Genomic DNA, 23,756 nt, shown 5'->3' with positions numbered 1-23,756 from the left:
TGTGGGAGTTGCCTTTGCTGACCGGAATCCATCTTCTTATGTAAAACCTGCAGGAATATAAAGGGAAAGTGACTATCCCTGCCGGTTAATAATCCAAATAATATCGTCTATACCTATCTCTCCTTATGCTGTTTTTCTCTCCATAAACCATTTATCCACTTCGTAAAACAAATGGCTTTCCTGTCCCTGTATCATACAGGTGTACATCATTCCTACACCGCCTGCCTTTCTGCTGGCGCATCGCTCGATTTTCAAAATTCTGTCAATGCTATACTTTCTTCCATCCTCCCATGTAAAAAATATGGGAACCAGCTGTCCGTCTTTCCGAAACTCTGCCACTACATCTACATATACTTTGTTCATGCCGACACCTCACTATAAAATCTCGATTGCTCTTGGCGATGCCGGGATTCTGCGGATATATCCATTTAACTCCAACTGCTTGATTCTGGAAAAAGCAGATGATGTTGATTTCACCCCGATCAACTCTCCAAATTCCCGAACTGTCGGCGGATATCCATGCTCCTTCGTATAATTCAAAATACACTGATAACTTTCTTCCTGTTTTCTGGTTAATGCTTTTTTCAAATCTATCCCTCCAATTACCCATGAAAATAACTGTGTGGATGGACCGTGTGCGTACCAGCGTCTAAGTGGGATAAGACTTTATCCTGGTACATTGCCGCTCGCTGTATACTGAAATATCCAAACCGTCGTCTTATCTCATCTACAGTACGATCCAGCTTCTCTAACTTTTCTTTTTTCTCCTGATTTCCAAATAAATCCAACTGCACGGGAATATCATCTAACACAAGATCCGCAGCTCGGATTCCCAGGCTTCTAATGGGATGTTCCCATTTGTAATTATCTTTAAATAGCTGAAATGCTGCAGTTACAATCTCATTTGTAATATTCGTTGGCTGTCGTAAATGTATCTGTCTGGAAAAACTATACAATCCATTATCTCGAACTGTAATTTCTACTGTTTTGCATTTAAATCCATGTTTCCGCAATCGTGCAGCTACACTTTCTGCCAATGCTATTTGAATGATCCAAACATCCAGATCATTTTCCAGATCTCTCGGTGTTGTGGTGCTATTACCTATCGACTTTACTGGAGCTTCATACCCTTCCTTGCAAACCGGATCTTCATCCCAGCCATTTGCGAAAGCCCATAATACATTTCCTATTTTTCCAAAATGGCTCTCTAACAACTTTTCGTCTGATTCCGCAAGTTGCCCGATTGTCCGGATTCCAAGTTTTTGCAATTTCTTATTTGTCTGTCTTCCGACATAAAGCAAATCTGACGCAGGAAGCTGCCATATCCTGTCTTTATAATTTTCTCGATTAAACTCTGTGATTGCATCCGGCTTTTTGTAATCTGAACCAAGTTTCGCATAAATCTTATTCCAGGAAATTCCAATACTCACTGTTACTCCAAGTTCGTATTTAATCCGATGGCTGATTTCTCTCGCAATCGTCATTCCGCTTCCTTTCAGATTTCCACTATCTGATACATCCAGCCAGGCTTCATCAATTCCATATGGCTCAATTTTATCTGTATACTCTGAATAGATTTCCCTTGCCATTTGAGAAAATCGCAAATATAAATCCATCCGTGGTGGTACAAAAATAATTTCCGGGCAAACCTGTTTCGCCTGCCATAATGCCATTCCGGTTTTTACTCCTTTTTTCTTGGCAATATAATTTGCTGTCAGCACAATTCCATGCCGGGCTTCCGGATCACCACCGACTGCCAGAGGCATTCCAGCAAATTCCGGATGATGTAGCATTTCTACACTGGCATAAAAACAGTTCATATCACTATGCAGGATCACACGCTCACTCAAACTTTTCACCTCCCAGCTGCTTCCTTCAACATAATGTCTTATCAATTTCTGTATGTTTAGTATATATCGACATTTCGGAGATAGTCAAGTAACATCTTGGTTGTATTTTCTCCATTTCGGAGATTATTGTTGATTTTATTTCTAACATACGGTATAATGCATATAGAAAATTCAAATAGAAATGAGGCGAACAAATGCGTGATTTCGGGGAAATATTAGCAGAAAATAGAAAAAAGAAAGGATACTCTCAATCAGATCTGGTAAACCTGCTTTCTCAGGAAGGTATTCAGGTCACTACAAAAGCACTCTCCAAATGGGAGAACAATGCACGAGAACCCGCTTTACATGTTTTCCTGACACTTTGCCAGTTACTTGATATCGAAGATATATATGAATCCTTCTTTGGAGAAAATCCATATAACATTATGAGTGGATTGAATGAAGAAGGCAGAAATAAATTGATTGAATTTGCTGATATTTTGAAAGCTTCTAAAAAGTTTTCTCCACTGTCTGCAAAGATTATCCCATTCCATCATCCTGTAGAAATTACCTGGGAACCAGTTTCTGCTGGTACTGGAAATTACCTGGAAGATTCTGTAAAAGAAACCTATGACGTAGGACATCTTGCTCCTGAGCAGACTGACTTTGGTGTGCGGATCTCTGGTGATAGTATGGAGCCACTTTATCATACAGACGATGTTGCATGGATTCAGAAAAAAGATTCTCTTGCTAATGGTGAAATTGGAATCTTCTATCTCAACGGCAATACTTACATCAAGGAATTACACGATGAGCCAGATGGTGTTTATCTGATCTCTTTAAATCAAAAATATCGTCCTATCCAAGTTTTGGAATCTGACTCTTTTAAGATTTTTGGAAAAGTAATCGGGAAATGCAAAGGTGCAGAAATTCCAGGATTTCATTAGATTTCAACAGCAGGTTCATGATCCTACTGATAACAATAAGCAAAGGAAGTGATTGAATGGCAATCAATAATACATTAAAAGATATTCGTGAAGAACGGAATCTCATTCAAGCAGATTTGGCTGAAGCCATAGGTTCCTGCAGCCAGACGATAGGCCGCATCGAACGTGGAGAACGAAATCCCTCTCTTGAGATTGCAATCCGGCTGGCACATTACCTGAAAGTGCCTGTAGAAGATATTTTTCAAGTTGAAGACTGAAGCACAACAGCCAGAAAACCGAGGAGTAAAATCCCCGGTTTTCCTTTTGCTCAAAAATCACTGTAATCCACTTACATTTTCTTCTTTTCTGCCTGCTCCGTCAATCAGGTCATAGCTCATATCCAAAAAGTCCAGTGTCTTAGCCTCACTGACAGAACCATCCAGTAAAATCGTGATCCAGTGCTGCTTATTCATATGGTATCCAGGTAAAAATCCATAAGTCTGAATAATCATATTCGTCATGTCCGGATCACACTTTACGTCCATGATATCAACCGGATCTTTTCCTTCTAATCCCAGTTTCGATTTTTCAACCGTCATGACCACAGCATACCATTTTCCATTCTTATGTCGTAGCACAGCATTATCTGGTGATTGTGCCCATAAATACTCCGGCACCGTACCATACTGTTTCTTCACATATTCAAAAATTTCTTCTTTCTTCACAGTTTATTCAACTCCTGATTCTTCTGATATCCTGCCCATAATCATACCATATTTTCAGTTCCCGTACTACCTGCCAAATTCTTTTGCATTTTCCCGGTTCTCCTGACTTTAACTAATAGAGGGGTAAAACAGCAAGGACAGGAAGTGAGGATACACTTCCGGAAAATCCCAATTTAGGGTACCCTGCCCTGAATTGAAAAACGCTGAAAGCAACGATACTACTGCCCTCTCAGAAAGGAGAAACTGCTAATGGCTGAAAGAAAAAGAAACAAAGAAATTCATTTTTATGTCACAGAAGAAGAACGAAAGCTAATCCGCAGGAAGATGATAGAATCAAAAACCAAGAACATGGGAGCTTATCTGCGTAAGATGGCAATCGACGGCTACATCGTCAACACAGATACAACTCCTCTGAAGAAACAGTATGAGGAAATGCACAAGATTGGCATAAATATCAACCAGATTGCAAAAAAGGTAAATACCACCGGAGATCTATATCCGGAAGAAATGCAAGAATTGAAAGAGATGGTGAAAGAACTATGGCATATATTAAGATCTTCCCCATTAAAGTAACAGACAAGAAAGCTCTGGACTATATCACGAATCCAGACAAGACTGATGAAAAACTGCTGGTTTCCAGTTTTGGCTGTTCCCCGGAAACTGCTGATCTCGAATTTTCCATGACTAGAGAAATGGCAAAAAAGAATGGAATGGACAAAGGTGATAACCTGGCATTTCATCTGATCCAGTCATTTAAACCTGGAGAAGTTGATGCCGAAACTGCCCATCGCTTAGGACAGCAATTTGCAGCCGAAGTACTGAAAGGAAAATATGAATACGTGATCAGTACCCATGTTGATAAAAAGCACATTCATAACCATATCATCTTCAACGCTGCAAGCTTTGTTGATCATCACAAGTATGTTTCCAATAAGCGGAGCTACCATAAACTCTGCAGAATCAGTAATCGTATCTGCCTGGAAAATGGACTTGCCACCAGTATGCCAACCGGAGAAAAAGGAAAAAGCTATAAAGAGAACATGGAATATCATCGTGGCACCAGTTGGAAAGCCAAGCTACGTGTTGCAGTTGATAAAGCAATCTGGACTTCCATCAACTATGAGGAATTTCTACAAAAAATGCAGTTAGCTGGATATGAAGTCCGGCAGGGAAAGCATCTTTCTTTCCGTGCACCGGAACAAAAAAATTTCACTTATATGAAATCTCTGGGAAGTTATTATACGGAAGAAAACGTCCGCATCCGCTTAGCTAAAAATCGTAGCAAAGTGAAAACTACAAAACATCTGTCCAGAGAAGCTCGCCTGTATATCAATATCTCCACGTATGTAACGACTGGCAATCGAGAAGGATTTGAACATTGGGCAAAACTCAATAATCTAAAAGAGGCAGCCCGCACCTTCAACTATCTTTCAGAAAATAACCTACTGAATTATGAGGATTTCAGGCAGCATGTTTCTGATGTTGATGCTTCTGTTAAAGCGGCTGATCAGAGAATAGCACACATCACCAGTGAGCTAAGCACGCAGAAAGTCATTCAGAAACACTGTGATTCTTACCGGCTCTGCCGTAAAGTGATAGAAGATTGCAAATCTGCAAAAAATCCAAAAGAATACCGTTCCAAGCATCTGGCAGAATACCAACTCCACGATTCACTAAAAAAAGAGCTTCAGGATCTCGGTGTTACCAAAATCCCTAGCTCTGAAAAAATCCAGAAGCGGATTGAAAATCTTGAATCTGAACAAGCTGCTACCGTCCGGGAAAAACAGAAATTACAGAAAAAGCAGAAAACACTGGATATCATTCAGCAAAATTTCTCTGTGCTGCTCGATGCTCCTGAAATCAATTCAGACTTACTTCCGGCAAAACGGGAACCTGTTTCTGTCACAAGAGATAAATAAGATTGCACTGACAACTCAATTATTCTCTTCCAAATCTTCCCAAGGTTTCAGACCCATTTCCTCCCAGGTGACACCATACGGTGCACCTCCGGAGGTATAACCGGCAATAACGAAAAATCTGTCATCTTGCAAGATTTCTTCTTTAGCCAGATTATCTCTTGTTTCTTGTTTCCGTCTTGCTCGCCTCTGCTGCTTCTTTTGTTTCGCAACAGCTGCTTTTTCTTCCGGCGTTTTCTTATGTTTTTTTGCCATAAGTGTTTCTATTATAATTCCATTCTGAATGTCTCTCAGGATACGTTCTTCATAACTCTTTTCACGCTTTTCAACAATTTTATAAAATTCTTCATATTCCGTTTTAGGAGCAAGCGATTGAACTGCCGTAAACAAACTTTTGCATATATCATTCATTTCAGTAGCATCCGGCATTCGCTGATTCTCAAGATAAAACTTCAAGTGCATTTTGTATGTTTTATCTGCTATTGCACTCTTCTGTTTTTGTTTTAAGTCTTTATAGCTTCTGTCGTTCCTCTGCATCTACAATTCCTCATCTGCCTTCTTTCTCCCGTGCCATCAAAAGCATTTTTTCAAAAGACTGAGCGAATCTTTCATCATCTTCCTCCGTCCGCTTCTTCGGTTCCTTGACATGACATTTACGGGAACTTCTTCTGGCTTTTTTACTCAGGTGACGTTCCATTAGCATCTGATCAATATTATCATCCGTGTACCATTTACCTGATTGATGAATAGCATAAGCACCTTTTCCCAATGCCATTGCAGCCACACCATAGTCCTGTGATACGACAATATCTCCTTTATGGCAGATACTAATCAGTTTATAATCTACTGCATCTGCTCCTGCACCGACAACAACAACTTTACTATAAGTCGATGACAGAACATGGTTTGTATCACACAACAACATTACCGGAACACTATTATCTTTTGCAATCTTTTCAATGATCGCAACCACTGGGCAGGCATCTGCATCAACAAATATTTGCATCTTTCTATTTCTCCTCTGAACCATTATAAGAATAAGCTCTGCTGTTCGTATTCTGCCTCTCGTTTTAGCTGAACCGGTACCTGATGCAGAATTTGCTCCATTTTCCTGTCATCGAACCAATCTTTCAGCTGTCCTTTTTCCAATATCAGCGGCATACGATCATGTACTTTTATCATAGATTCATTGGCTGCTGTAGTCATAATCACAAATCGTCGTTCATTCTCAAACCAATCACAGAAGCCAGCCATATACAATACTGGTGCATCATATCTGGAAAATGTATTTTTCTCTTTTAACCGATTCCATTCATAGAACCCACTTGCCGGTATCAAAATGCGGTGATAGAGGATTCCATTTCGAAAAGAAGGTTTGTCCATAACAGATTCTGCTCTTGCATTTATAACCAGATTCTTTCCTTGTGACAATGGATATCCCCACTTGCAAACATCCAGTTTCAATCCATGTTCTGATTTTTCAATGATCGGTGCTACATTGGTTGGAAAGATATCTCCTGCAAAATGTTCCTGCCGGATCCGTTGGTCTATATCATGCACTACTTTTTCGATTTCATCTGCCATATCAGAATCAATATAATATCTACCACACATAATACTTCCTTCACTTATAGATTCTATTTCATCAAATATACATCATTTATTTCTAGGCACTTTAAACTCAGTTAATTTATAATTTTGAATCCACCCCATACATTCTTCACCATCTTCATTCTCCCAAATTATCTGTCGCCACTTTTTATATTTATCTATAATTCTAACAACTTTCCCTTCCTCAAGCTTTTCAATTACAATCGAATGGCAGTCATGCTTCAGTCGTACAATAGATTCTCTATTAACGATTCTATATTTAGTCGTATTTAGCTCCTTCGCATCATATCCCATTCCAACGATGTAATAATTATTGACTTGTTGTGTATAATTGTAATTATTTATCGTTGTTGCTGAAGAATTCGTAACTCCCAAAACAACTGATATAATCGTAATAATAAAGTTCAGCCATTCTCGTATTTCTTTAACATCTATCGTTCGTTTTTCTTCTATTGGCAAATTCTGCTTCTCTTTATTTATCGAAAGATTCGTTGCTCTTTCATATTCCGATGCAATAGTTTCTGACACCGTATCAATATCCCATTCTTCGGATTCTGAGAAAACTTGATCGGTAACTCTTCCCAATAAATTTATATGAGGCTTCTGGCATAATGGTGGAAGCCTAACACCATAAATTAACAACACCATATTGAAAAAACACTTGTGTCCTTTAATGTATTAACTGCGAAGAAAAACACAAAAGGAGTATTCACAAGTGGCTTCAGTTAATACATTATGCAAAAGTGTCCTTAATGTCAAGAACACAGTTATAAAAAATTGTAATCTTTACTCTGATAAGAATGGAGTTAAACATATTCGTATCCAAGCAAGACCTAATAAATGGCACGAGAACGACTGCCCATTCTGCCATAAATCATGCCCTGTTTATGATAAACATTCCAGTAGTATAATGCCGAGATATTACGAAGATAACTCGTAGAAAATGCAAAGTCCAGTCGCAAGTTTAGACACGATATTGCTCTTAACAGTCGTATAAAATCAACATTTGCAGGGATTTATCAAATTCCGACATACCGTCTTAGAAAATGAATAATCCCTCGCAATTCATTATGAACTACGAGGGACTGCTTACTGACTGTTAAAGCGGTAGCCGATCTCACGAACACTATCTATGGAAAAGCGAGAGTTTGTATCACAAAGTTTTTTACGAAGATTCCGAATGTGAAAGCCTACGGTATCCTTTTCATTGCCTGCTGATATTTCGCCCCACACCTTATCATAAATCTGCTCGTATGTAAGAACACGACCTTTATTGGCTGCGAGCAAGCAGAGTATATCGTACTCTTTGACGGTCAGTTCAATTTCCTGACCGTTATTGATAACTCTGCGCCGGCTCAAATTGATTTCTAAGCCGGAAAGGGATAATGTCGGCTCATATGAAATCTCTAATTTTTCAAAATCAGGGTGCTGTTTTACAAAAGCCAGCATATCGTCAAAGGCTGTTGAGTCTTGTGCTTTGAACTCCATTATTACGATTCGTCCGATATTATCACCCCCCTTGGTTAGTTTTTTTGTCTTGGACAACATAAGATTTATTGCGTGAGATAATACGATTCATCAATCGTTTTCAGAATAAAATTCACATCGTCATAACGAGAGGAATCGGACTGAGAGCCTAAACTGCATATCAAAAACTCTTTTCCGTGCTGCTGATAAAGCACAATCAAGTTATAGTCGTCAGACAGAGAGCCAGTCTTAATTCCGCATACATTTTCGTTGTAATATTCGGATGTCGGATCAAGAAAGGCGTTTGTATTCTGCCATATTTGTGTACTGCCATCAGGCAGTGTTGCCGTATAAGTGTTTTGAGATACAATTTCTCTAAACCACGAGTATTCCAACAACCGATATACTACTTCTTTCAAATCTAAAGTGGTGGTAAATGCCTCCATATCAAAACCACTCGGATCATATAAAACTGTGTCTAAGTACCCCTGCTGTTGCAAATGCAGGTTTAAGTTCTCCATAAAAATCCTCACACGCTCTTGACAGCTTTCTGCTTGCGGCGAAAGTAATCCTCCACAATAATCAGCAACCACATAAGCTGCGTCATTCCCTGACGGTACTAACATTGCCGCAAATAGATTGTGTAAAAAGTATTCTTTTTCCTTGATTTGAGCAACAGACGAGCCAGGTTTCGTGAGTGAAATAGCACCATAGTCTGCAACAACGATACTATCAAGGTCTGCTAAAGTTGACGCATACTCAATAACAAACAGCTTGGCTAAACTTGCAGGAATTTGTGGCTCGTTCTCGTTTTTTGAAACAAATATTTCATCATCAGAACAATCCACCAAAATCAGCGATTTTGCATTATAAGAGTCAGGAAAATCTTCTTTGTAGAGAAAACCATTTATTTTATTCTTTACCTCTCTGAAATTTTCCGGCTGCATTGCCCACGGCACAAACATTATACCTATGCCGATACAAACTACAAGCAAAAACAAAAATACTCCAAATCGTTTTTTCTTACGGTGTTTTCTCTGCATATATGTGCTCACCTCCCAACACCAAAACTCCTATGTGCCATTTTTAATCGGCATAATTTGCCTGAATACACTCTGTAAATCCAGACGGATCTCCCAACTTAGCTTTATCAATATTATCACGAAGATATTTGCGTGTGGCGTCATCACAGCGATCTGTTCCCATATAAGGCATATCAAAGGCTTTTTCGAGTTCAGCTAAGGCTTTTGCCGCCCTTTCCGAATCCGTATTGTAAGTATCAAGCCATTCCTGCATCCAAGAATATTCCCAAAGGTTAGATGCTCTTGTATCGCCATATCCTATCTGAAAAGACGCTCCCGTATCTTCGCCTTCCAAAGCATCAGGCGGCGTAAAGCCCTCCGGCCAATTCAAACTCTCAATGGTCGTTAGGTATTCTTCTTCAATGGTAGCAAAGTCCGTGAAACCTCTTGTGTTTGTGTCGGAGTCCGAAGAAGTGGAGCAGCCTGCCAGCATAATCACCAGCAAAGAAATCATAACACACAATAACAGTCTGTACGGTCTTTCGGATTTTGAGATTGTTCGTTTCATTTTGTTTCCTCCTTGAATTGAGTTTTATTATCTAAGAGCCAATGCAGGCTCTAATTTTGCTGCTTTCAATGCTGGTAATAATCCGCCCAATAATGCTGTAAGCACAGACACAGCAACTGCAACAACAGCAACGCTGATTGGATAACTCGGTGTTCCCACCGGGGAATCCACAGGGAGCAACGCTCCAATACAATGCACCAAAATCAGCGAAATCAAAATAGCTGCAAAGCAAACGAATATTGATAAAATCAACTGTGAGCCTAAAACCAATGCCACAATATTTGTTCGTGAAGCACCTATCGCTCTGCGGATCAGCAACTCATGTGTGCGCTGTTCCAATGAAGATAGTCCGATATTGATCTGCCCTAATACGGAAACAAACAGCAACAAAAGCGAAGTAACCAAAAGCCCTAATTGCAGTATGGACAATACCGAATCATAGGTATCTCCAATATCACTCCGCCCAGCACTTTCCCAGTAACCGCCAATGGTATCAGTCAAAATGTCGCCAAGGGCAGAATGTATCTGTTCGATTGTCAGTCCTGTTGTGGGATGCCAATACACATTTGCATTTTGTACTTGCCACATTGCTGGTGCGAAATTGAGGATCGCCGCAGAATCCGCATAGATAGTCGGAAAATCCCTGCCATCGTTTACTATTCCGACAATATTGAATGGGGTTAACGAAAGTGTGCTTTTTACATTTCCTGCAGCATAGGGCGAATCATTAAAATAGTTTTTAGCTTCTTTGTTTATGACCACTTCAAGCGATCCGCCCTCACTCGAAGGCTCTAACCATCTACCGGATGTCATTGGAAGATTATAGACTTGACTATATGCCTCCGTGGTGCAAACTAAATCAAAAGCCATCAGGTTTTGGTAAACATCATTCGGCGGTATTGGCGTTAAATCTTTCATTGGTGCAAATCGAATATCTTCTCCCATAGAAAAAGTAACAGCGGCTACATCATCAATGGCTTCAAATCTCTGGAATAATTGTTCCATTTTATTTCTATCGTGAAAATCGGATTCCGTTATCACGAATGAGTAAGTAGGTGACCAGCCATATACCTGTGCGTTTACGGAAATCAAATACTCCCGTCCAAGCGTACCAACTAATACCGATCCAAGCATTGCGATAATGCCTACAAGCATTGAAACACTTGTCAGAATACTTCTAAGTGGAGACAGACGAAGGTCTTTAAGTATCATTTTTAGCACAAGTTATCCTCCCTCCATCCATTTCAAAAATCGTATCACAGGTATCTGCAATATCAGGATCGTGCGTAACCAACAGCAGCATAATTCCATTTTCTTTTACGACGCTGTGCAACAGTTCCATAATCTGCGTTCCCGTCTTTTTATCCAACGCTCCCGTAGGCTCATCACATAAAATGGCTTCCGGAGATACTGCAAGCGCCCTTGCGATTGCAACTCTTTGTTGTTCACCGCCGGACAAATTGATTGGGTAATCATTTTCCTTGCTTTCTAAGCCGACACTTTTTAGCAAGCCTGTAATTATCTCGTGACGCTGTTTGGCGGTAAACGACTTTTTGGCATAGAGTAGGGGTAATTCGATATTTTCCCATACCCGCAAGTGCTTAATCAGAGAGTAGTTCTGAAATACAAATCCGATATTATTGGCTCGCAGTATAGACAGATCACGGTCTTTCAAAGCAGAAATAGATATACCATCATAAAGGTACTCGCCCTCATATTCCCGATTTAACAAGCCAATAATGGATATAAGGCTTGTTTTGCCTGAGCCGGACTTTCCGACAATGGCATAACTGCGCCCTCGTTGCAATTCCATATTAGCGTTGGTTACTGTTGTCAGCATATCGCCATTATTCAATTTGACGCTTGCTTTCAAATCCTTTATTTTGATTAAAGTCTTTTCGGAAATTCCTTTCATTTTATCAAATCCCCCTCGGATCAAGGTTTGGCGGAGTAGCAGAAACTACATCGCCCTCCTCTAAGCCGGACAGTATTTCTATATTGGCTCCGTCTGTCACACCCAATGTCACTTTTGTTTCCACTCTTTCTCCATTCGGAGTAATTACAGTAACCAATCCCGTCCCTTGTCTACCCGCTATTACCGACAGCGGCAATATAAGGACATCATTTCTCGTTGTCGCCGTTATGACTACCGTTGCACTTTGCCCCGATTTCACATCGACTGTTTGACTGATCAAGCATTGCAGAATGCCCTCTTGCGGCACGATTCCCGTAAACGCATTTTCATCTGCGGCAGGCGACACCACGGCAATCATATCGGTTGGTCCTACACCATCATATACTTGAAATTTTGCTTTCAACTCTGCATACTCCGGTAAGGTACTCAAAAAATTATCTGCCTCTACATTGAGGGCAAATCCTGTATAATGCACTATCGCTACGGGATAATTACTCGGTACGCTTTCATTGGATGGGGCAATAGAGGTAATTGTACCATCCACCGGAGATTTCAATTCTTTGCCGTTCACAGTTCCAATAATTTGCCCGGCAGTGATTTTTTCTTCTAATTCTACCGCTGTATTAAATATGCCATTTTCGGGTGAGGAAATAATAAACGGTACTGCCGGAACAATAGTCGTTTGCATTGAAACGGTTGGAGTAATTGTCCCTCGTACAACTGATACCGTTTTTTCTGCGGATGTTGCGCTATCTGTAAGATTGTTTTCGTCTGTCTGCCCAATTGCAGAGCAGGCAGATAGCGTAAATACAAGAAACAAAATAGAACATAGCAGCATTTGTTTTCTTAGCAACTTCATCATTCCTCCTTATGCTGTATCACAAAAAATACGAGCCTCTATCTTGATACTTTTATTGTACCAAAACAGAAGCCCGTATTTTCTTGATTGCTCGTAAGATATTCCTCTTTTTTTCTATGCAAATTCTTACAATTTTCCTACGCCAACGGCAAAGTAATTGAAAACTTGTTTTGATCCTCTTGGCTCTCTGCAACGATTGTACCATTGTGTAGTTCAACAATCTGCTTTGCAATCGCCAAACCTAATCCAGCTCCTCCACTGCTTGTACTTCTCGCTGCGTCAAGCCGATAAAACTGCTCGAAAATCCTGTTTAACTTTTCTTCCGGCAGAGTATCGCCGTGGTTACAAAAAATAATGCTGACCGTATCTTCCTGACATTGTGCGCTGATCGTGATATCCGTATTTTCAAAACTGTAGATAACCGCATTTCTCAAAAGGTTATCAAAAACACGCTGAATTTTGTCTGCGTCACATCGAAGCATTATATCATCATCAACACAAAGATTACATTGCAAATTCTTTGATTTGAGCATAGGCTTAAATTCATATACAAGTTGCTCCAGCAGGCGAGTTAAATTGATTTTCGTGTATTGTAATGTAATATCGTATATATTGAATCGTGTTATCTCGAAAAACTCGTTAATCAGATCCTCTAACCGTTCTGCCTTACCAAGAGTGATTGAAAGGTACTTTTCTCGAAGTTCCTTTGAGATTTGCGACTCATCACGCAGTAAAGTAAGATACCCGATTACAGAAGAAAGCGGTGTTTTCAAATCGTGTGCAAGATACATAATCAGGTCATTTTTTCGCTGCTCATTTTCTTTTGCAAGCCTTGCATTACTTTCAGCCTCTTGTTTTAACTGATTGATGTTAGCGGCGATTTCACTCAACTCCGGGGACATTTCAATGTAACTGACATTCTGATCGAACATTTTTCCTGTCGCAGCCTGTACCTCGTACACATAGGCGACTACTTTTTTCAAAAGTAGGTATGTCATGTATATAATACAGCCACCCCACACGATTACAGCCACTATATAAAGATATACTGTTCTGTAATACAAGTAATAATACAAAACATACTTGCGGAGAATTTCCTCTGCCATAATTCCTAAAAGAAAAGTACCGCCAAAAATAAGCACAGAGCAAATCGCACATTGAATTACATACCCTTTGAACAAGGTAGAGAGCAGATAGTTTTTTTCTTTTTTATTCAATTTCATACCCTACCCCCCAAACAGTTTTAATGAACTTCGGATTTTTTGAAGGTTCATTCAATTTTTCCCGAAGCCGCCCAATGTGCGCCATTACCGTATTGTTACTGTTGCGAAGATACTTTTCTTTCCACACGGCTTCAAATAATTCCTCCGAGGCGACAACTTTACCCTGATGTTCGCACAGATACCACAGAATAGAAAACTCCAACGGAGTCAAGGCTATTTCTTTGCCATACAAGTAGCACTTGTGGCTGACTCTGTTTATCAGTAGACCTCTGATGTCATACTCGTCTTTTTCTTCGGATTGGCTCAAATTAGGACTGTTATAGCTCTGATAACGCCTTAATTGCGTCTTTACTCTTGCCACAACCTCTAAAGGATTAAACGGTTTCGTTATATAATCATCCGCACCAATCGTAAGCCCCATAATCTTGTCGCTATCCTCAATTTTGGCGGTAAGCATAATAATAGGGAAGTAAAACTTTTCCCGAATTTTTTGGCAAAGTCGAAAACCATCAATATCCGGCAGCATAATATCAAGTATCGCTAAATCAATCTGCGACTGTTTGATACATTTCATCGCCTCTAACCCATTATAACATTTATATACTGAATAACCATCGTTACTCAAATACACTTCAAGCAGATCAACGATTTCTTTTTCGTCATCCACAATTAAAATCTTCTTGTTCATTGATCCTACACCTCATTTTCGGGTACGGCTTCCATTATGTCGCCAAAATCACACTCTAAGTATTCGCATATATTCAACAGCACGGGAAGGGTAACATTTTCATTTTTTCCGAGTTTCGCAAATGTACTTTTGCTTGCCCCGACCGCTTCTCGTAATTGACTCTTTTTCATTCCCTTGTCAATCAGAAGTTTCCAAAGTTTGTTGTACCGTACTTTCATTTCCGCACCTCCACCCAAATATAGTTTGTATTATAGCACTTTGAGAGTGAAATCGCAATTATTAAGTCTGTATTTTGAGACTTTTAGTTTTCAAACCGGCACAATATCTTTCTGATATGTAATCCAACCGCCTGCAAAATGCAGGCGGCTTGTGTATTTTAATAGGCAGGTGCGCCGTAGCCAAGAATCTCGTAATAACCGATAGAATACTCATTGACTCGGCAACTGTCGCCGGAGTTGCCCTCGACCGTATAAACCTTGCCGTTTTCGACCTTTTGAACAATACCCGTATGGTCGGATAATCCATCCTGACCACTTTCGTCTGCCCAATCGAAGAAAATAATCATTCCGGGGGCAGGCTCGGCGCTTCCATCCAGCCATTGTCCACGATCCTTAAACCATTGTACTCCGTTGACACAGCCTGCATATTTTGGGATAACTCCAGCGTCGATATAGCCGCACTCGTTGGCACACCAAGATACAAAGCAAGCACACCATTCTACACGGGAGTTAAAACCGTACCACGACCAATACGGCTGACCGCCCACATTGCCAACCAGAGAGAGTGCAACGGTCACGATCTGTCCGTCGCCGCCTGTAATGCCGTAAAGCACCTGTGACCAAAGGTAATTGTTTTCATCCGCAAGCAGTTCAGCGAGGTAGCCTTTCTGTTCTTCGTTAAAACCATATTGCGCCGCCATTTCCTCGGCAGTCTTGTGGCTGACGGTAATATACAGATAGGTTTGTGTGACCGTGCTTTCAGTTTCCACGATATTACCGTGTCCGTCATCGGTTTCGGTAATAACTGTTTCGGTCTTGCTCTCTGTTCGGGAAGATATTTGATTCATCTCCCAAAAGATGTCTTTTAAGAGTTGCTTTTTGCCATCGTCCATTGTGGCAACCTCTTGGGGGTTATCTTGATCCGTATTCGTTTTTACAGAGTAAACGGCAAGCACCTCTTTCCAAACGGCTCTGCTGCCACTCATTTCAAGAACATCATAGGATACCGAGTTCTTTTCCTCTTGCAGCTTGGTATCGTATTCAGTATTGATTTCCTGCACAACGGTCTGCATACTCATTCCAGTGCCGGAATCTTCGTCTGAGAAGAAAATGCCAAATACTGAGCCGAGGATCATACCAATCAGGCAAATCACGATAATAACCAAAACCGCCACCCAGCCGCCTGCGGCGATAGCGGCAATCAAGGCTTTCGTTCCGGCAATAATCGCTTTAATGGCAAGTGCGGTCGCTTTGGCAATCGCCTTTACCGTAACCACGGCGGCTTTTGCCGCAGCCCTTGCCGCTTGTGCTGCTCTCTGTGCAGTTTTAACCGTAATGATTGAATCCACCTAAAAATCCTGGATTGCTATGCCCCCGCTTATGCCCCTTGTCATCATAATGGTTTAAACCGCCAAAGAATCCTGGTCGACTCTCACCTACTTTATGCCCGTTATTGTCATAATGATTCATACCACCAAAAAAGGAAGGCGAACTATGTCCGATTTTCTTTCCATTTGCATCATAGTCGTTCATACCACCAAAGAATCCTGGTCTGCTCTCGCCTACTTTTTTCCGTTTGCATCATAATGGTTTATGGATCCAAAGAATCCTGGTCTGCTATATCCTTTTTTACTCATAATGTCATCCTCCTGACTCTATTAGCCTCTTGTTTGATCTCAGAATAACACACTTTTCTCATTTGGAAGTCGCATAACAGGCGACATTCTTTTATCGCATTTACATTCATTATACCATTTATAATTCTTCCGACAATACGCAATAAAGCCGGAAGCCACGTTATCATCCATGACCTCCGACTCGTTCTGCTTATTCTACACTGTCCTTACACCCAAATCAACTCCTCTCTCCGTTTTATCTTTTCCCTGCTTTTCTTGAATAATCCTCTTATTGATCTCAAGCCGTTCATGAATGGATAATTTCTTATCTTTTCCATCTACCGCCTGCTTCTGCTGTGCCGGTTTTCTATCTGTTTTTCCTACATCCTTAACAACTTCATTCGCTTCGGTACTTGTTACCCTCTCATCTGCTCTTCCTTCATATCTTTCTGCTATCTGCTGTTCTCGTCTCTCCTTCACACCTTTTTCCTCCAGATTGCAAAAACTCTGCAGATACGGAAGCACATGATTCTGCATGTCTGTCAGATCTTCCATATACTTTTGGAACTCTTCACTTCCTTTGCCTTTCTGGTAATTGATCCAATACTCATCTGTAAGCTTCATTTCATTATCATACTTCAACTGACTCACAATACCGCCATGTCCATTTCCAATATCCATTGACTTCTTAAAATGATGCAGCATCTGTTCACCTTTTTCCGCATAATATACAGTCACATATATCTTTGCAATTTTTGTAGGTTCCTCTGTCTTCGGATCACGTTTTGCATACCATTCTTTATCCATTTCTGCTGTTTTTGCATCCAGCTCAGACAGCTTCTGACATCTTGGATTCATGAGATCACTTTCTTCACAATAGTTTACATACACCATTGGTTCCATATCCTTTGGAAGTTCAGGTTCATAGGCTTTCAGTCTTTCAATCAATACTCCTGCACGAACAGACAGATCGCATTCTTCGTCTACAATATCCTTCAGATATGAAATATAGGAATGAATATTTCCACTTCTCAAATCCAGCATTACTTCCTGCACCGTATTTTCTCCCCTCTCCACATTATCTCGATACTCATACGGATCAAAAGCTTCTGCAATCTCATCCAGTGCCTCTGCCAGCTGTTCTGTGGTCATTTTCTCAGGATACATTGCTTCTCGAACATCCCTCATCGGTACATACTTGTAGTCCGGCAATGCTTCATGAATTTTCTCGATCCCTTCCCGTACCAGTGCAAGTTCTCCATAAAATCGAACATCATCCATCAGATTTCCGAATACGGTATTCCCTTTAACGATCGCAAATTCGGCTTCATCATAGTAACTGTCTTCCGGATCACGATAAATAATTCCCATTGAGCATCCCAGATACGCAGTTTTAGGATTCTCCCTATATTTTTCATAGACCGCAGCAATCTGATTAACATCGGTACTTTTTTCATAAGCTCCCATATCATGGAACTCATCACATTCTGTGGCGAAATATTCCAGATAAGGCTCTTTCTTCGGTGGCATATTATTAAGGACGTTATCAATCATGTTATAATTCGCCTCTTCCAGTTCCTCCACCTTTGCCAAAGGCTTATATTCGCCCTGGCTTTTCTGAATCTCTGCCATTACAACTTCATCCATTTCTTCTACTTTTTCCATCAACTGATCATAATCTCCACGGATGCGTTCTCCAGTCCAGCCTTCGTCTTCCAGAAGTTCCTCTGCCGCTTCTTCAATAGAAATTTGATCATTTTCATAGACGCCACCATCCATCAGACGAAAATCTTCATCGTAAAACGAATAATCATATCCTTCTTCTGTTCTCTGAATAGCAAAGTAACGTTCTCCTACCTCATATGCCAGTTCACTAAGAACCTGTTCTTCCAGATTCAGGAAAGAATCCAGCTGTTCAAAACTGATACTGTCTACAAAATGAGCGGTTACTTTTTCCCCGTCATTCAGAACTATGATATCACTGACAGACAGGGAATGCCCACGGAAATCTTCCGGTCTATCAATGTTGAACCTTTCAAAAATATCATCCAGTGACATATTTCCCGATAATTCCCCAACATAGACCAGCTTATAATCTTCTTTTTTTATCTGCATACCATGACTTTCAATAAAGCGCATATTCATAAATGCATAGTTTTCGCCCGGTGAATCGTCCTTGATCTGATAAATACCAAAGGTTCGCCTTGTTCCTAACAACAGGTTTGCCTCTTTCAAAGACTGAATCTGCGGATATTTCTGCATTTCCCATTCCAGGTTACGGAAACGCTCCAGTTCTGTCATAGACATCTGATAATGCTCCGGTCCTCGTTCAATTTCCATGCGTTCCGTGACATACATTGGTGATGAAAAATTAGTGATCAGATAGATATCTGCTCCGGCATCGTATAATTTCAGTGCTTCTTCCTGCTCAATGACACTCATAGGCTCCTGAAATGCTCCAAAATCTTCATCGGCATAATCCAGGTCATTCTCCTCTATCCGTTCCCACATCTGCGATTCCATGCCAAACAGACCTTCATGCGCCTGTATCATTTCTTTACTTGCATACTCTCCCTTGCTGCCATCGCTGCCCAGGCAATAAATCTTAGAACCCATTCTGTGATAATCCAAAGCTGCTTCTTTTCTAAGCGGCACCATGTCTTCTGCTGTATATCCATAATCACGTAATTCCAGCTTACCTATGGTTGGATCTGGTAGATCCTGAATATCCATTCTTGCATCATCCAGTAGATCCTCTACCCCTTCTTCATCTGCCTGGATCACTGCATCTGCTAGATTTCTTACCAGAGTCCTAACTTTCTCTTCCTCACCGATCAGATTCGCATATTCAAAAAGCTGTTCTTTTACATCTGTTGGAAATTCTATGCCTCTACGCTCTGCCTGACTGATCTGTCCCTGCGTGTATTCCTGCATTTTCTGTGTTTCTCTACCCGTTATCCTGTTTCTTGCCATATAAATTCCTCCTGTGTTCTAAAAAATGGCATAACCGACAGAACCTTCTTCTACCAAATTATGCCATCTTTCCTCTTTATTCCAGACCGAAGTCCCGTTTTCTGGTTTCCTTGCCAGTTTCACTTTCCCGCTGACTCTTTTCCTTATAAATCTGCAGTTTCTCATGGATAGAACCTCGTGCCGGTCTTTCTTCTTTCTCTTTTGATTCCGACTGCTCTGTTTCTGTATCTTCCCGTTCATCCATATTGAGAAGTGCATTTAACTCTGACAGTCGCTCCAGTTTTTGGTTCAGTTCCTCTTCTTTTGGAAATGGCTTCCCGACTTCCTCTTTGGCGTTTGTCATCTGCTCCTGTACCGTTTCCAGCCGTTGTTCTGCTTCTGCCAGTTTCTCCGGATAACTTTCTAAAAGATTATTGATACGAGTGATATTTCCTAGCGCATCGGCTCCCAATCGAACTTTAGCTACCGATTCATGCTTTACAGACAGGATAAACTCTTTGCTCCAACTGTCGAATTGGATTCTCATGTTAAATCCCTGATAGCTTCCAATATCCATAGCTGCATCCACAGACTTAATTTCTTTGCAGACCGCCAGAAGAGCCGCTCCTGCCTCTTTCTTTTCTGTGAACACTTTGCCACTGATTTCCATAGAAAACTGCTCTGGATCTGTGATTTTGTACTCAGAAAAATGAGCGATGTCTGCCTTGTAGCTGTCAATGATCTCTGTCAGTTTTGCAATCTGTTGTGGAAAATTCCTTGCAATATCATCTTCCAGTCGATACTGGTTATTCATGTGGTTGGCTTTTAAAAGTTTTAATTTTGCCACATCAACATCCAATGCCATCTTCTCTTTTACTGCCGGATTTCCGGTTGCAAGAGCTTTGACCTCTGCATAGGAAAGTGCCGCTTCGTCTACATCTTCACAGCTTCGCACAGGTGCTTTGCTGGTCATAATCTGAGAAATGAATTTCTGCTTGTTCTCAATCAACTGGTCGAGTAGGTCAGCGGTATTACTACCGCTTTCCCCTCTAAGAACCGTGCGTGAGAGTTTCCCCTCACACGGCTCAAGCACTTATAAGCCCTGCGTTAGCAGAACCAGTTCATCAACATTTTTCGAGTAATGAAGTTCTCTGTGGCAATCAGCATGTAATAAGACATTCTTTTCTTTAAAATCTGCTCCCACTTCCGTATGGATTCGGAATCCCCGTTCCACTGTGATGGGTTCACCACAATGCGGACAAATGCCTTTCTGCATTTTGTACAGTGCATTTAATTTCTTCCTTCCATTGATTTCTCGAAGCATTCTCTTTGTGTCTCTGTCCTCAAAATATTCTGTGAAACGCTCATCAAATGGTGTCGCTTCTGATTTTGTTTTCAGCCACCTTACTATTTTAGTATCAGTAGCATATATCAGATGTAATTCAAATGAGTCTGCCATATTTACACTGAATGTCCAGTTCCTTGTGCCGACTCTCCTGAAATATTTCTTTGCTATCCATTTGTGGCTTTTCTTCGGATGCCTACGTTTACACCATCTCCACAGACATCTCCATACATCGAAATCAAACCTGTCAAACGCCTGCGAGGAGACATTATACTTTTGGAAATTTACCCATCCTCTGATGACCGGATTTAACTTTCTTATCAAATCTTCCTGCTTCATAGATGGATTTTGCTTTATAATCCCCCGTATCTTATTCACAATGGCTTTATAATTCTTTTTGGATGGTTTTGTAAGAAGCTTTTCTTTATACCACCGTATATTACATCCGAGAAAATCAAAACCATCTTCGATATGGGTAATCACTGTCTTTTCTTCTGACAGTTCCAATCCTCTCTCTGATAAAAATTCCCGGATAATCGGGAGAACACCTGCTTCCAAAAGCTCTCTACTTTCGCCTGTGACGATGAAATCGTCAGCATAACGTATAAAGTTCACTTTTGGAAAATATGCTTTTCCATCCCTTTTAGTTTTGTGGTATTTCTTCCTAATCTGGACTTCCAGACCATCCAACACCATGTTGCAGATAGTTGGTGAGATAGCCGAACCCTGTGGGCTGCCGAGGTCTGTTGGAAATAATCTTCCGGTCTCGATATACCCGCTTTTTAACCATTTTCGCAGAATATCTCTGTCCATTGGGATATGGTTCAGTATCCATTCGTGACTGATGTTATCAAAACAGCCCTTAATGTCTCCTTCCAGCACCCATTTAGGGGATTTTGCTTTATTCAGACAGGTAAAGCACTGTTCGATTGCATCCTGTACACATCTCTTTGCTCTAAATCCATAGGAGTTAGGGTCAGCAGTGATTTCCGCAATCGGTTCCAGTGCAAATTTGTACAATGTCTGCATCGCTCTATCCTTCATACATGGGATACTGAGCGGCCTCATTTTTCCGTTCTTTTTCGGGATATATACCCGCTTTAACGGTAATGGTTTATAGCCTCTGCGTTTTAAGCTGAGAATTGCTTCATATTTCAGTTTGGGAGTAGACCATAAGATTTTGTCTACACCTGCTGTCTTTTTGCCTTTATTACTCGTTACTCTTTTTACAGCTAAAGCACGTCCGTAGAAAGAGTGTGTAAGCAGCCATTGCAAAGACTTTACTTTGCCGGTTCTGCCCTGTTGATGAGCCTTTACGATACGCATTTGCAGTTTTTTAACGTATGCATTCGCTTTGTTCCAGTCGATGCTGTCCCATGCCTTAGCAACGTCAGAAGTCGCACACATTTTCATGTTCATTTGCCTTACTCCTTTCAAAAATTCTATAAACTCTCTCGTAATTAAGCACCATGCGGAATTCTGCTCCCCTTTCGGGTGGGGCAAATTTTGAACCTCTGTCCGTCCTCATTACAAGGTCGGCATTCGCTTCCTCCGCAATCCTTTACCCGCATTCCCAACGGCTTCCCTTATGGTCCACTTGCCTTTGCAGGCGAGAATACGGGCTTGACACGTTCCACTTAATCAACAATCATTGATAGTTTAGGTTCCACCTCTACTCCGGCAGTTTTATGTCCGTGTATTCCTATCGTGGAGAGGAATATCCAACTGCACACCTTTTGGTTCAAGCCTGTCAGCTACTTTGGCTTGTTCAGCCTTAACGAAGCTTACGGTGATTCAGTTAATTAACCATGCTATCAGAAAGCCTGCACCCTAACCGCCTTGTAGCTGGCAGTTTTGCTTCTCCCTCACGGGATTTGCTCCAAATAGGGTTCCATTTATACCCGCTTCCGAACAATGCCATTACTGGCAAAGCCGGGGATATTGGCTTCATCCAACGGAATGGATGGTTTGGTCGGAATTACCGCCAAACAGTTAAATTAAGCGACTTCGTGTCGCACCCACATGTAGCTGTCAAATGTGGATTCAGTTACATACCGGAAGATATGAACCTTTTTATTATGATTTCCCTGACGGATAATACGTCCTTCCCTCTGTTCCAAGTCAGATGGTTTCCAGCCAATATCCAGATGATGCAACGCAATCAGACGATCCTGCACATTGGTTCCTGCACCCATCTTTGCTGTAGAACCAATCAAAAAACGAACCTGTCCGGATTTCACTTTTCCAAACAGCTCCGTCTTCTTTGCTTCTGTATTTGCATCATGAATAAAAGCAATCTCTTTTTCCGGCACTCCTTTTTCCATCAGTTTCCGTTTCAGGTCGTCGTAGACATTAAAACTGCCATCGCCTTTCGGTGTACTCAAATCACAGAAAATCAATTGTGCTGATTTCTGTGCTGCTGTGTCTTTCCAGATTTCATAGCTTTTCTCTGCACAGACTGATATCTTGCTTTCCAGATTGTCTGGCAATAATTCGTTCACTAAACGCTGATCCAATGCTAACTTTCTTCCATCATTGGTGATTTTCAGCATATTATCAACCGCGGCATCTACTCCGCCATTTCTGACAACTTCCGCACGTTCTCCAAGGCTTTCTACGATTTCTTTCTGCTGTTCCGTTGGTTTCAGCACCACTGTTTCATATTCTGCTTCCGGCACAGGAAGCTTTAACTGATCGGAAGTCTTGATATCTGCAATCTCCTTGAACATATTCATCAGTTCCGGGATATTATAAAACCGTGCAAATCTGGACTTTGCACGATATCCTGTTCCTTCGGGAACGAGTTTGTCAAGATGATTTTTGTAAGTTTTCTAAATTCAAATATTTATCCGCTGAAAAATCTCCTAACATCTCGT

Annotated in this window: 26 protein-coding genes and 1 pseudogene; 4 read left to right on the top strand and 23 right to left on the bottom strand. The window is 40.9% G+C overall.

Annotated features, from left to right (window positions below; all coding sequences use genetic code 11):
• Nucleotides 1-123: 123 nt before the first annotated feature.
• Genes OCV61_RS11785 through dinB form a run of 3 tightly spaced genes read right to left on the bottom strand, consistent with a single transcriptional unit; the run spans nucleotide 124 to nucleotide 1,850 of the window.
• Nucleotides 124-363, bottom strand: coding sequence for a hypothetical protein (locus OCV61_RS11785; protein WP_005344271.1), 240 nt, complete (start codon nucleotides 361-363; stop codon nucleotides 124-126).
• Nucleotides 364-375: 12 nt separating this feature from the next.
• Nucleotides 376-588, bottom strand: coding sequence for a LexA family protein (locus OCV61_RS11780; RefSeq protein ID WP_158421995.1), 213 nt, complete (start codon nucleotides 586-588; stop codon nucleotides 376-378).
• A gap of 14 nt (nucleotides 589-602) precedes the next feature.
• Nucleotides 603-1,850 (bottom strand): DNA polymerase IV, encoded by a 1,248-nt coding sequence (dinB, locus tag OCV61_RS11775; protein WP_023922632.1) that lies wholly within the window; start codon nucleotides 1,848-1,850, stop codon nucleotides 603-605.
• A 194-nt stretch (nucleotides 1,851-2,044) separates the two neighbouring features.
• Here dinB and OCV61_RS11770 point away from each other — a divergent pair, with 194 nt between their 5' ends.
• Nucleotides 2,045-2,776, top strand: coding sequence for a helix-turn-helix domain-containing protein (locus tag OCV61_RS11770; RefSeq protein WP_012744271.1), 732 nt, complete (start codon nucleotides 2,045-2,047; stop codon nucleotides 2,774-2,776).
• A gap of 56 nt (nucleotides 2,777-2,832) precedes the next feature.
• Complete coding sequence (locus OCV61_RS11765; protein WP_005344265.1) at nucleotides 2,833-3,033, top strand: helix-turn-helix transcriptional regulator; 201 nt, start codon at nucleotides 2,833-2,835, stop codon at nucleotides 3,031-3,033.
• A 57-nt stretch (nucleotides 3,034-3,090) separates the two neighbouring features.
• Here OCV61_RS11765 and OCV61_RS11760 read toward each other — a convergent pair whose 3' ends face one another.
• Nucleotides 3,091-3,480, bottom strand: coding sequence for an MmcQ/YjbR family DNA-binding protein (locus tag OCV61_RS11760; protein WP_012744272.1), 390 nt, complete (start codon nucleotides 3,478-3,480; stop codon nucleotides 3,091-3,093).
• Between the two features lie 249 nt (nucleotides 3,481-3,729).
• Here OCV61_RS11760 and OCV61_RS11755 point away from each other — a divergent pair, with 249 nt between their 5' ends.
• Nucleotides 3,730-4,053: a MobC family plasmid mobilization relaxosome protein gene (locus OCV61_RS11755; protein ID WP_012744273.1), complete on the top strand. Its 324-nt coding sequence runs from the start codon at nucleotides 3,730-3,732 to the stop codon at nucleotides 4,051-4,053.
• A complete protein-coding gene (locus OCV61_RS11750) occupies nucleotides 4,020-5,399 on the top strand; it encodes a relaxase/mobilization nuclease domain-containing protein (RefSeq protein ID WP_158421994.1) in 1,380 nt (459 codons plus the stop codon). Before OCV61_RS11755 ends, OCV61_RS11750 begins: the two co-directional genes overlap by 34 nt.
• A 15-nt stretch (nucleotides 5,400-5,414) precedes the next feature.
• Here the strand turns inward: OCV61_RS11750 and OCV61_RS11745 are convergent, their stop codons facing one another.
• From OCV61_RS11745 to OCV61_RS11655, 19 genes and pseudogenes are all read right to left on the bottom strand, one after another.
• Nucleotides 5,415-5,933 (bottom strand): hypothetical protein, encoded by a 519-nt coding sequence (locus tag OCV61_RS11745; protein WP_012744275.1) that lies wholly within the window; start codon nucleotides 5,931-5,933, stop codon nucleotides 5,415-5,417.
• 10 nt (nucleotides 5,934-5,943) lie between these two features.
• Nucleotides 5,944-6,402: a YaiI/YqxD family protein gene (locus OCV61_RS11740; RefSeq protein WP_158421993.1), complete on the bottom strand. Its 459-nt coding sequence runs from the start codon at nucleotides 6,400-6,402 to the stop codon at nucleotides 5,944-5,946.
• A gap of 23 nt (nucleotides 6,403-6,425) precedes the next feature.
• Nucleotides 6,426-7,010, bottom strand: a complete 585-nt coding sequence (locus tag OCV61_RS11735) for an SOS response-associated peptidase (protein ID WP_012744277.1) — start codon at nucleotides 7,008-7,010, stop codon at nucleotides 6,426-6,428.
• A gap of 42 nt (nucleotides 7,011-7,052) precedes the next feature.
• Entirely contained in the window at nucleotides 7,053-7,655 is a 603-nt protein-coding gene (locus tag OCV61_RS11730) for a hypothetical protein (RefSeq protein ID WP_012744278.1), read from the bottom strand.
• Nucleotides 7,656-8,096: 441 nt separating this feature from the next.
• A complete protein-coding gene (locus tag OCV61_RS11725) occupies nucleotides 8,097-8,495 on the bottom strand; it encodes a winged helix-turn-helix domain-containing protein (protein ID WP_243257161.1) in 399 nt (132 codons plus the stop codon).
• A 65-nt stretch (nucleotides 8,496-8,560) separates the two neighbouring features.
• On the bottom strand, nucleotides 8,561-9,517 hold the full coding sequence (locus tag OCV61_RS11720) for a D-alanyl-D-alanine carboxypeptidase family protein (protein WP_158421991.1): 957 nt from the start codon (nucleotides 9,515-9,517) through the stop codon (nucleotides 8,561-8,563).
• A 43-nt stretch (nucleotides 9,518-9,560) separates the two neighbouring features.
• Entirely contained in the window at nucleotides 9,561-10,064 is a 504-nt protein-coding gene (locus tag OCV61_RS11715) for a hypothetical protein (protein WP_015514509.1), read from the bottom strand.
• Between the two features lie 27 nt (nucleotides 10,065-10,091).
• Nucleotides 10,092-11,276 (bottom strand): ABC transporter permease, encoded by a 1,185-nt coding sequence (locus OCV61_RS11710; protein ID WP_158422010.1) that lies wholly within the window; start codon nucleotides 11,274-11,276, stop codon nucleotides 10,092-10,094.
• Nucleotides 11,266-11,979, bottom strand: a complete 714-nt coding sequence (locus OCV61_RS11705) for an ABC transporter ATP-binding protein (protein ID WP_004853372.1) — start codon at nucleotides 11,977-11,979, stop codon at nucleotides 11,266-11,268. The genes OCV61_RS11710 and OCV61_RS11705 overlap by 11 nt, the downstream gene beginning before the upstream one ends.
• A 4-nt stretch (nucleotides 11,980-11,983) precedes the next feature.
• Nucleotides 11,984-12,841, bottom strand: a complete 858-nt coding sequence (locus tag OCV61_RS11700; RefSeq protein WP_158421990.1) for an RND family efflux transporter — start codon at nucleotides 12,839-12,841, stop codon at nucleotides 11,984-11,986.
• A 134-nt stretch (nucleotides 12,842-12,975) separates the two neighbouring features.
• Nucleotides 12,976-14,061: a sensor histidine kinase gene (locus OCV61_RS11695; protein WP_008703821.1), complete on the bottom strand. Its 1,086-nt coding sequence runs from the start codon at nucleotides 14,059-14,061 to the stop codon at nucleotides 12,976-12,978.
• Nucleotides 14,048-14,749 (bottom strand): VanR-ABDEGLN family response regulator transcription factor, encoded by a 702-nt coding sequence (gene vanR, locus OCV61_RS11690; protein ID WP_004853366.1) that lies wholly within the window; start codon nucleotides 14,747-14,749, stop codon nucleotides 14,048-14,050. Before vanR ends, OCV61_RS11695 begins: the two co-directional genes overlap by 14 nt.
• Nucleotides 14,750-14,754: 5 nt before the next feature.
• Nucleotides 14,755-14,967: a helix-turn-helix domain-containing protein gene (locus OCV61_RS11685; RefSeq protein WP_008703822.1), complete on the bottom strand. Its 213-nt coding sequence runs from the start codon at nucleotides 14,965-14,967 to the stop codon at nucleotides 14,755-14,757.
• A 158-nt stretch (nucleotides 14,968-15,125) separates the two neighbouring features.
• On the bottom strand, nucleotides 15,126-16,316 hold the full coding sequence (locus OCV61_RS18990; protein ID WP_008703824.1) for a CHAP domain-containing protein: 1,191 nt from the start codon (nucleotides 16,314-16,316) through the stop codon (nucleotides 15,126-15,128).
• Nucleotides 16,294-16,500 (bottom strand): hypothetical protein, encoded by a 207-nt coding sequence (locus OCV61_RS11675; protein WP_012744284.1) that lies wholly within the window; start codon nucleotides 16,498-16,500, stop codon nucleotides 16,294-16,296. The genes OCV61_RS18990 and OCV61_RS11675 overlap by 23 nt, the downstream gene beginning before the upstream one ends.
• A gap of 299 nt (nucleotides 16,501-16,799) precedes the next feature.
• Nucleotides 16,800-19,556: a YodL domain-containing protein gene (locus OCV61_RS11670; RefSeq protein ID WP_117764029.1), complete on the bottom strand. Its 2,757-nt coding sequence runs from the start codon at nucleotides 19,554-19,556 to the stop codon at nucleotides 16,800-16,802.
• 76 nt (nucleotides 19,557-19,632) lie between these two features.
• Nucleotides 19,633-20,628, bottom strand: coding sequence for a helicase (locus OCV61_RS11665; protein ID WP_158421989.1), 996 nt, complete (start codon nucleotides 20,626-20,628; stop codon nucleotides 19,633-19,635).
• Entirely contained in the window at nucleotides 20,629-22,299 is a 1,671-nt protein-coding gene (ltrA, locus tag OCV61_RS11660) for a group II intron reverse transcriptase/maturase (RefSeq protein ID WP_158421988.1), read from the bottom strand.
• 599 nt (nucleotides 22,300-22,898) lie between these two features.
• A pseudogene (locus OCV61_RS11655) lies at nucleotides 22,899-23,687 on the bottom strand (helicase-related protein); the annotation flags it as partial.
• Nucleotides 23,688-23,756 lie beyond the last annotated feature (69 nt).

It is taken from the genome of Blautia ammoniilytica, assembly GCF_025566965.1.
Classification (GTDB): Bacteria; Bacillota; Clostridia; order Lachnospirales; family Lachnospiraceae; genus Blautia_A; species Blautia_A ammoniilytica.
The sequence above is the reverse complement of the archived record's forward strand: the minus strand, read 5'-3'. Positions and strand labels throughout refer to the sequence as shown.

Coding starts and splice junctions, on each gene's coding strand:
- OCV61_RS11785 (WP_005344271.1), bottom strand. CDS start 363: ATGAACAAAGTATATGTAGATGTAGTGGCAGAGTTTCGGAAAGACGGA.
- OCV61_RS11770 (WP_012744271.1), top strand. CDS start 2,045: ATGCGTGATTTCGGGGAAATATTAGCAGAAAATAGAAAAAAGAAAGGA.
- OCV61_RS11765 (WP_005344265.1), top strand. CDS start 2,833: ATGGCAATCAATAATACATTAAAAGATATTCGTGAAGAACGGAATCTC.
- OCV61_RS11755 (WP_012744273.1), top strand. CDS start 3,730: ATGGCTGAAAGAAAAAGAAACAAAGAAATTCATTTTTATGTCACAGAA.
- OCV61_RS11750 (WP_158421994.1), top strand. CDS start 4,020: ATGGCATATATTAAGATCTTCCCCATTAAAGTAACAGACAAGAAAGCT.
- OCV61_RS11745 (WP_012744275.1), bottom strand. CDS start 5,933: ATGCAGAGGAACGACAGAAGCTATAAAGACTTAAAACAAAAACAGAAG.
- OCV61_RS11740 (WP_158421993.1), bottom strand. CDS start 6,402: ATGCAAATATTTGTTGATGCAGATGCCTGCCCAGTGGTTGCGATCATT.
- OCV61_RS11735 (WP_012744277.1), bottom strand. CDS start 7,010: ATGTGTGGTAGATATTATATTGATTCTGATATGGCAGATGAAATCGAA.
- OCV61_RS11730 (WP_012744278.1), bottom strand. CDS start 7,655: ATGGTGTTGTTAATTTATGGTGTTAGGCTTCCACCATTATGCCAGAAG.
- OCV61_RS11725 (WP_243257161.1), bottom strand. CDS start 8,495: ATGGAGTTCAAAGCACAAGACTCAACAGCCTTTGACGATATGCTGGCT.
- OCV61_RS11720 (WP_158421991.1), bottom strand. CDS start 9,517: ATGCAGAGAAAACACCGTAAGAAAAAACGATTTGGAGTATTTTTGTTT.
- OCV61_RS11715 (WP_015514509.1), bottom strand. CDS start 10,064: ATGAAACGAACAATCTCAAAATCCGAAAGACCGTACAGACTGTTATTG.
- OCV61_RS11710 (WP_158422010.1), bottom strand. CDS start 11,276: ATGATACTTAAAGACCTTCGTCTGTCTCCACTTAGAAGTATTCTGACA.
- OCV61_RS11705 (WP_004853372.1), bottom strand. CDS start 11,979: ATGAAAGGAATTTCCGAAAAGACTTTAATCAAAATAAAGGATTTGAAA.
- OCV61_RS11700 (WP_158421990.1), bottom strand. CDS start 12,841: ATGATGAAGTTGCTAAGAAAACAAATGCTGCTATGTTCTATTTTGTTT.
- OCV61_RS11695 (WP_008703821.1), bottom strand. CDS start 14,061: ATGAAATTGAATAAAAAAGAAAAAAACTATCTGCTCTCTACCTTGTTC.
- vanR (WP_004853366.1), bottom strand. CDS start 14,749: ATGAACAAGAAGATTTTAATTGTGGATGACGAAAAAGAAATCGTTGAT.
- OCV61_RS11685 (WP_008703822.1), bottom strand. CDS start 14,967: ATGAAAGTACGGTACAACAAACTTTGGAAACTTCTGATTGACAAGGGA.
- OCV61_RS11675 (WP_012744284.1), bottom strand. CDS start 16,500: ATGAACGACTATGATGCAAATGGAAAGAAAATCGGACATAGTTCGCCT.
- OCV61_RS11670 (WP_117764029.1), bottom strand. CDS start 19,556: ATGGCAAGAAACAGGATAACGGGTAGAGAAACACAGAAAATGCAGGAA.
- ltrA (WP_158421988.1), bottom strand. CDS start 22,299: ATGAACATGAAAATGTGTGCGACTTCTGACGTTGCTAAGGCATGGGAC.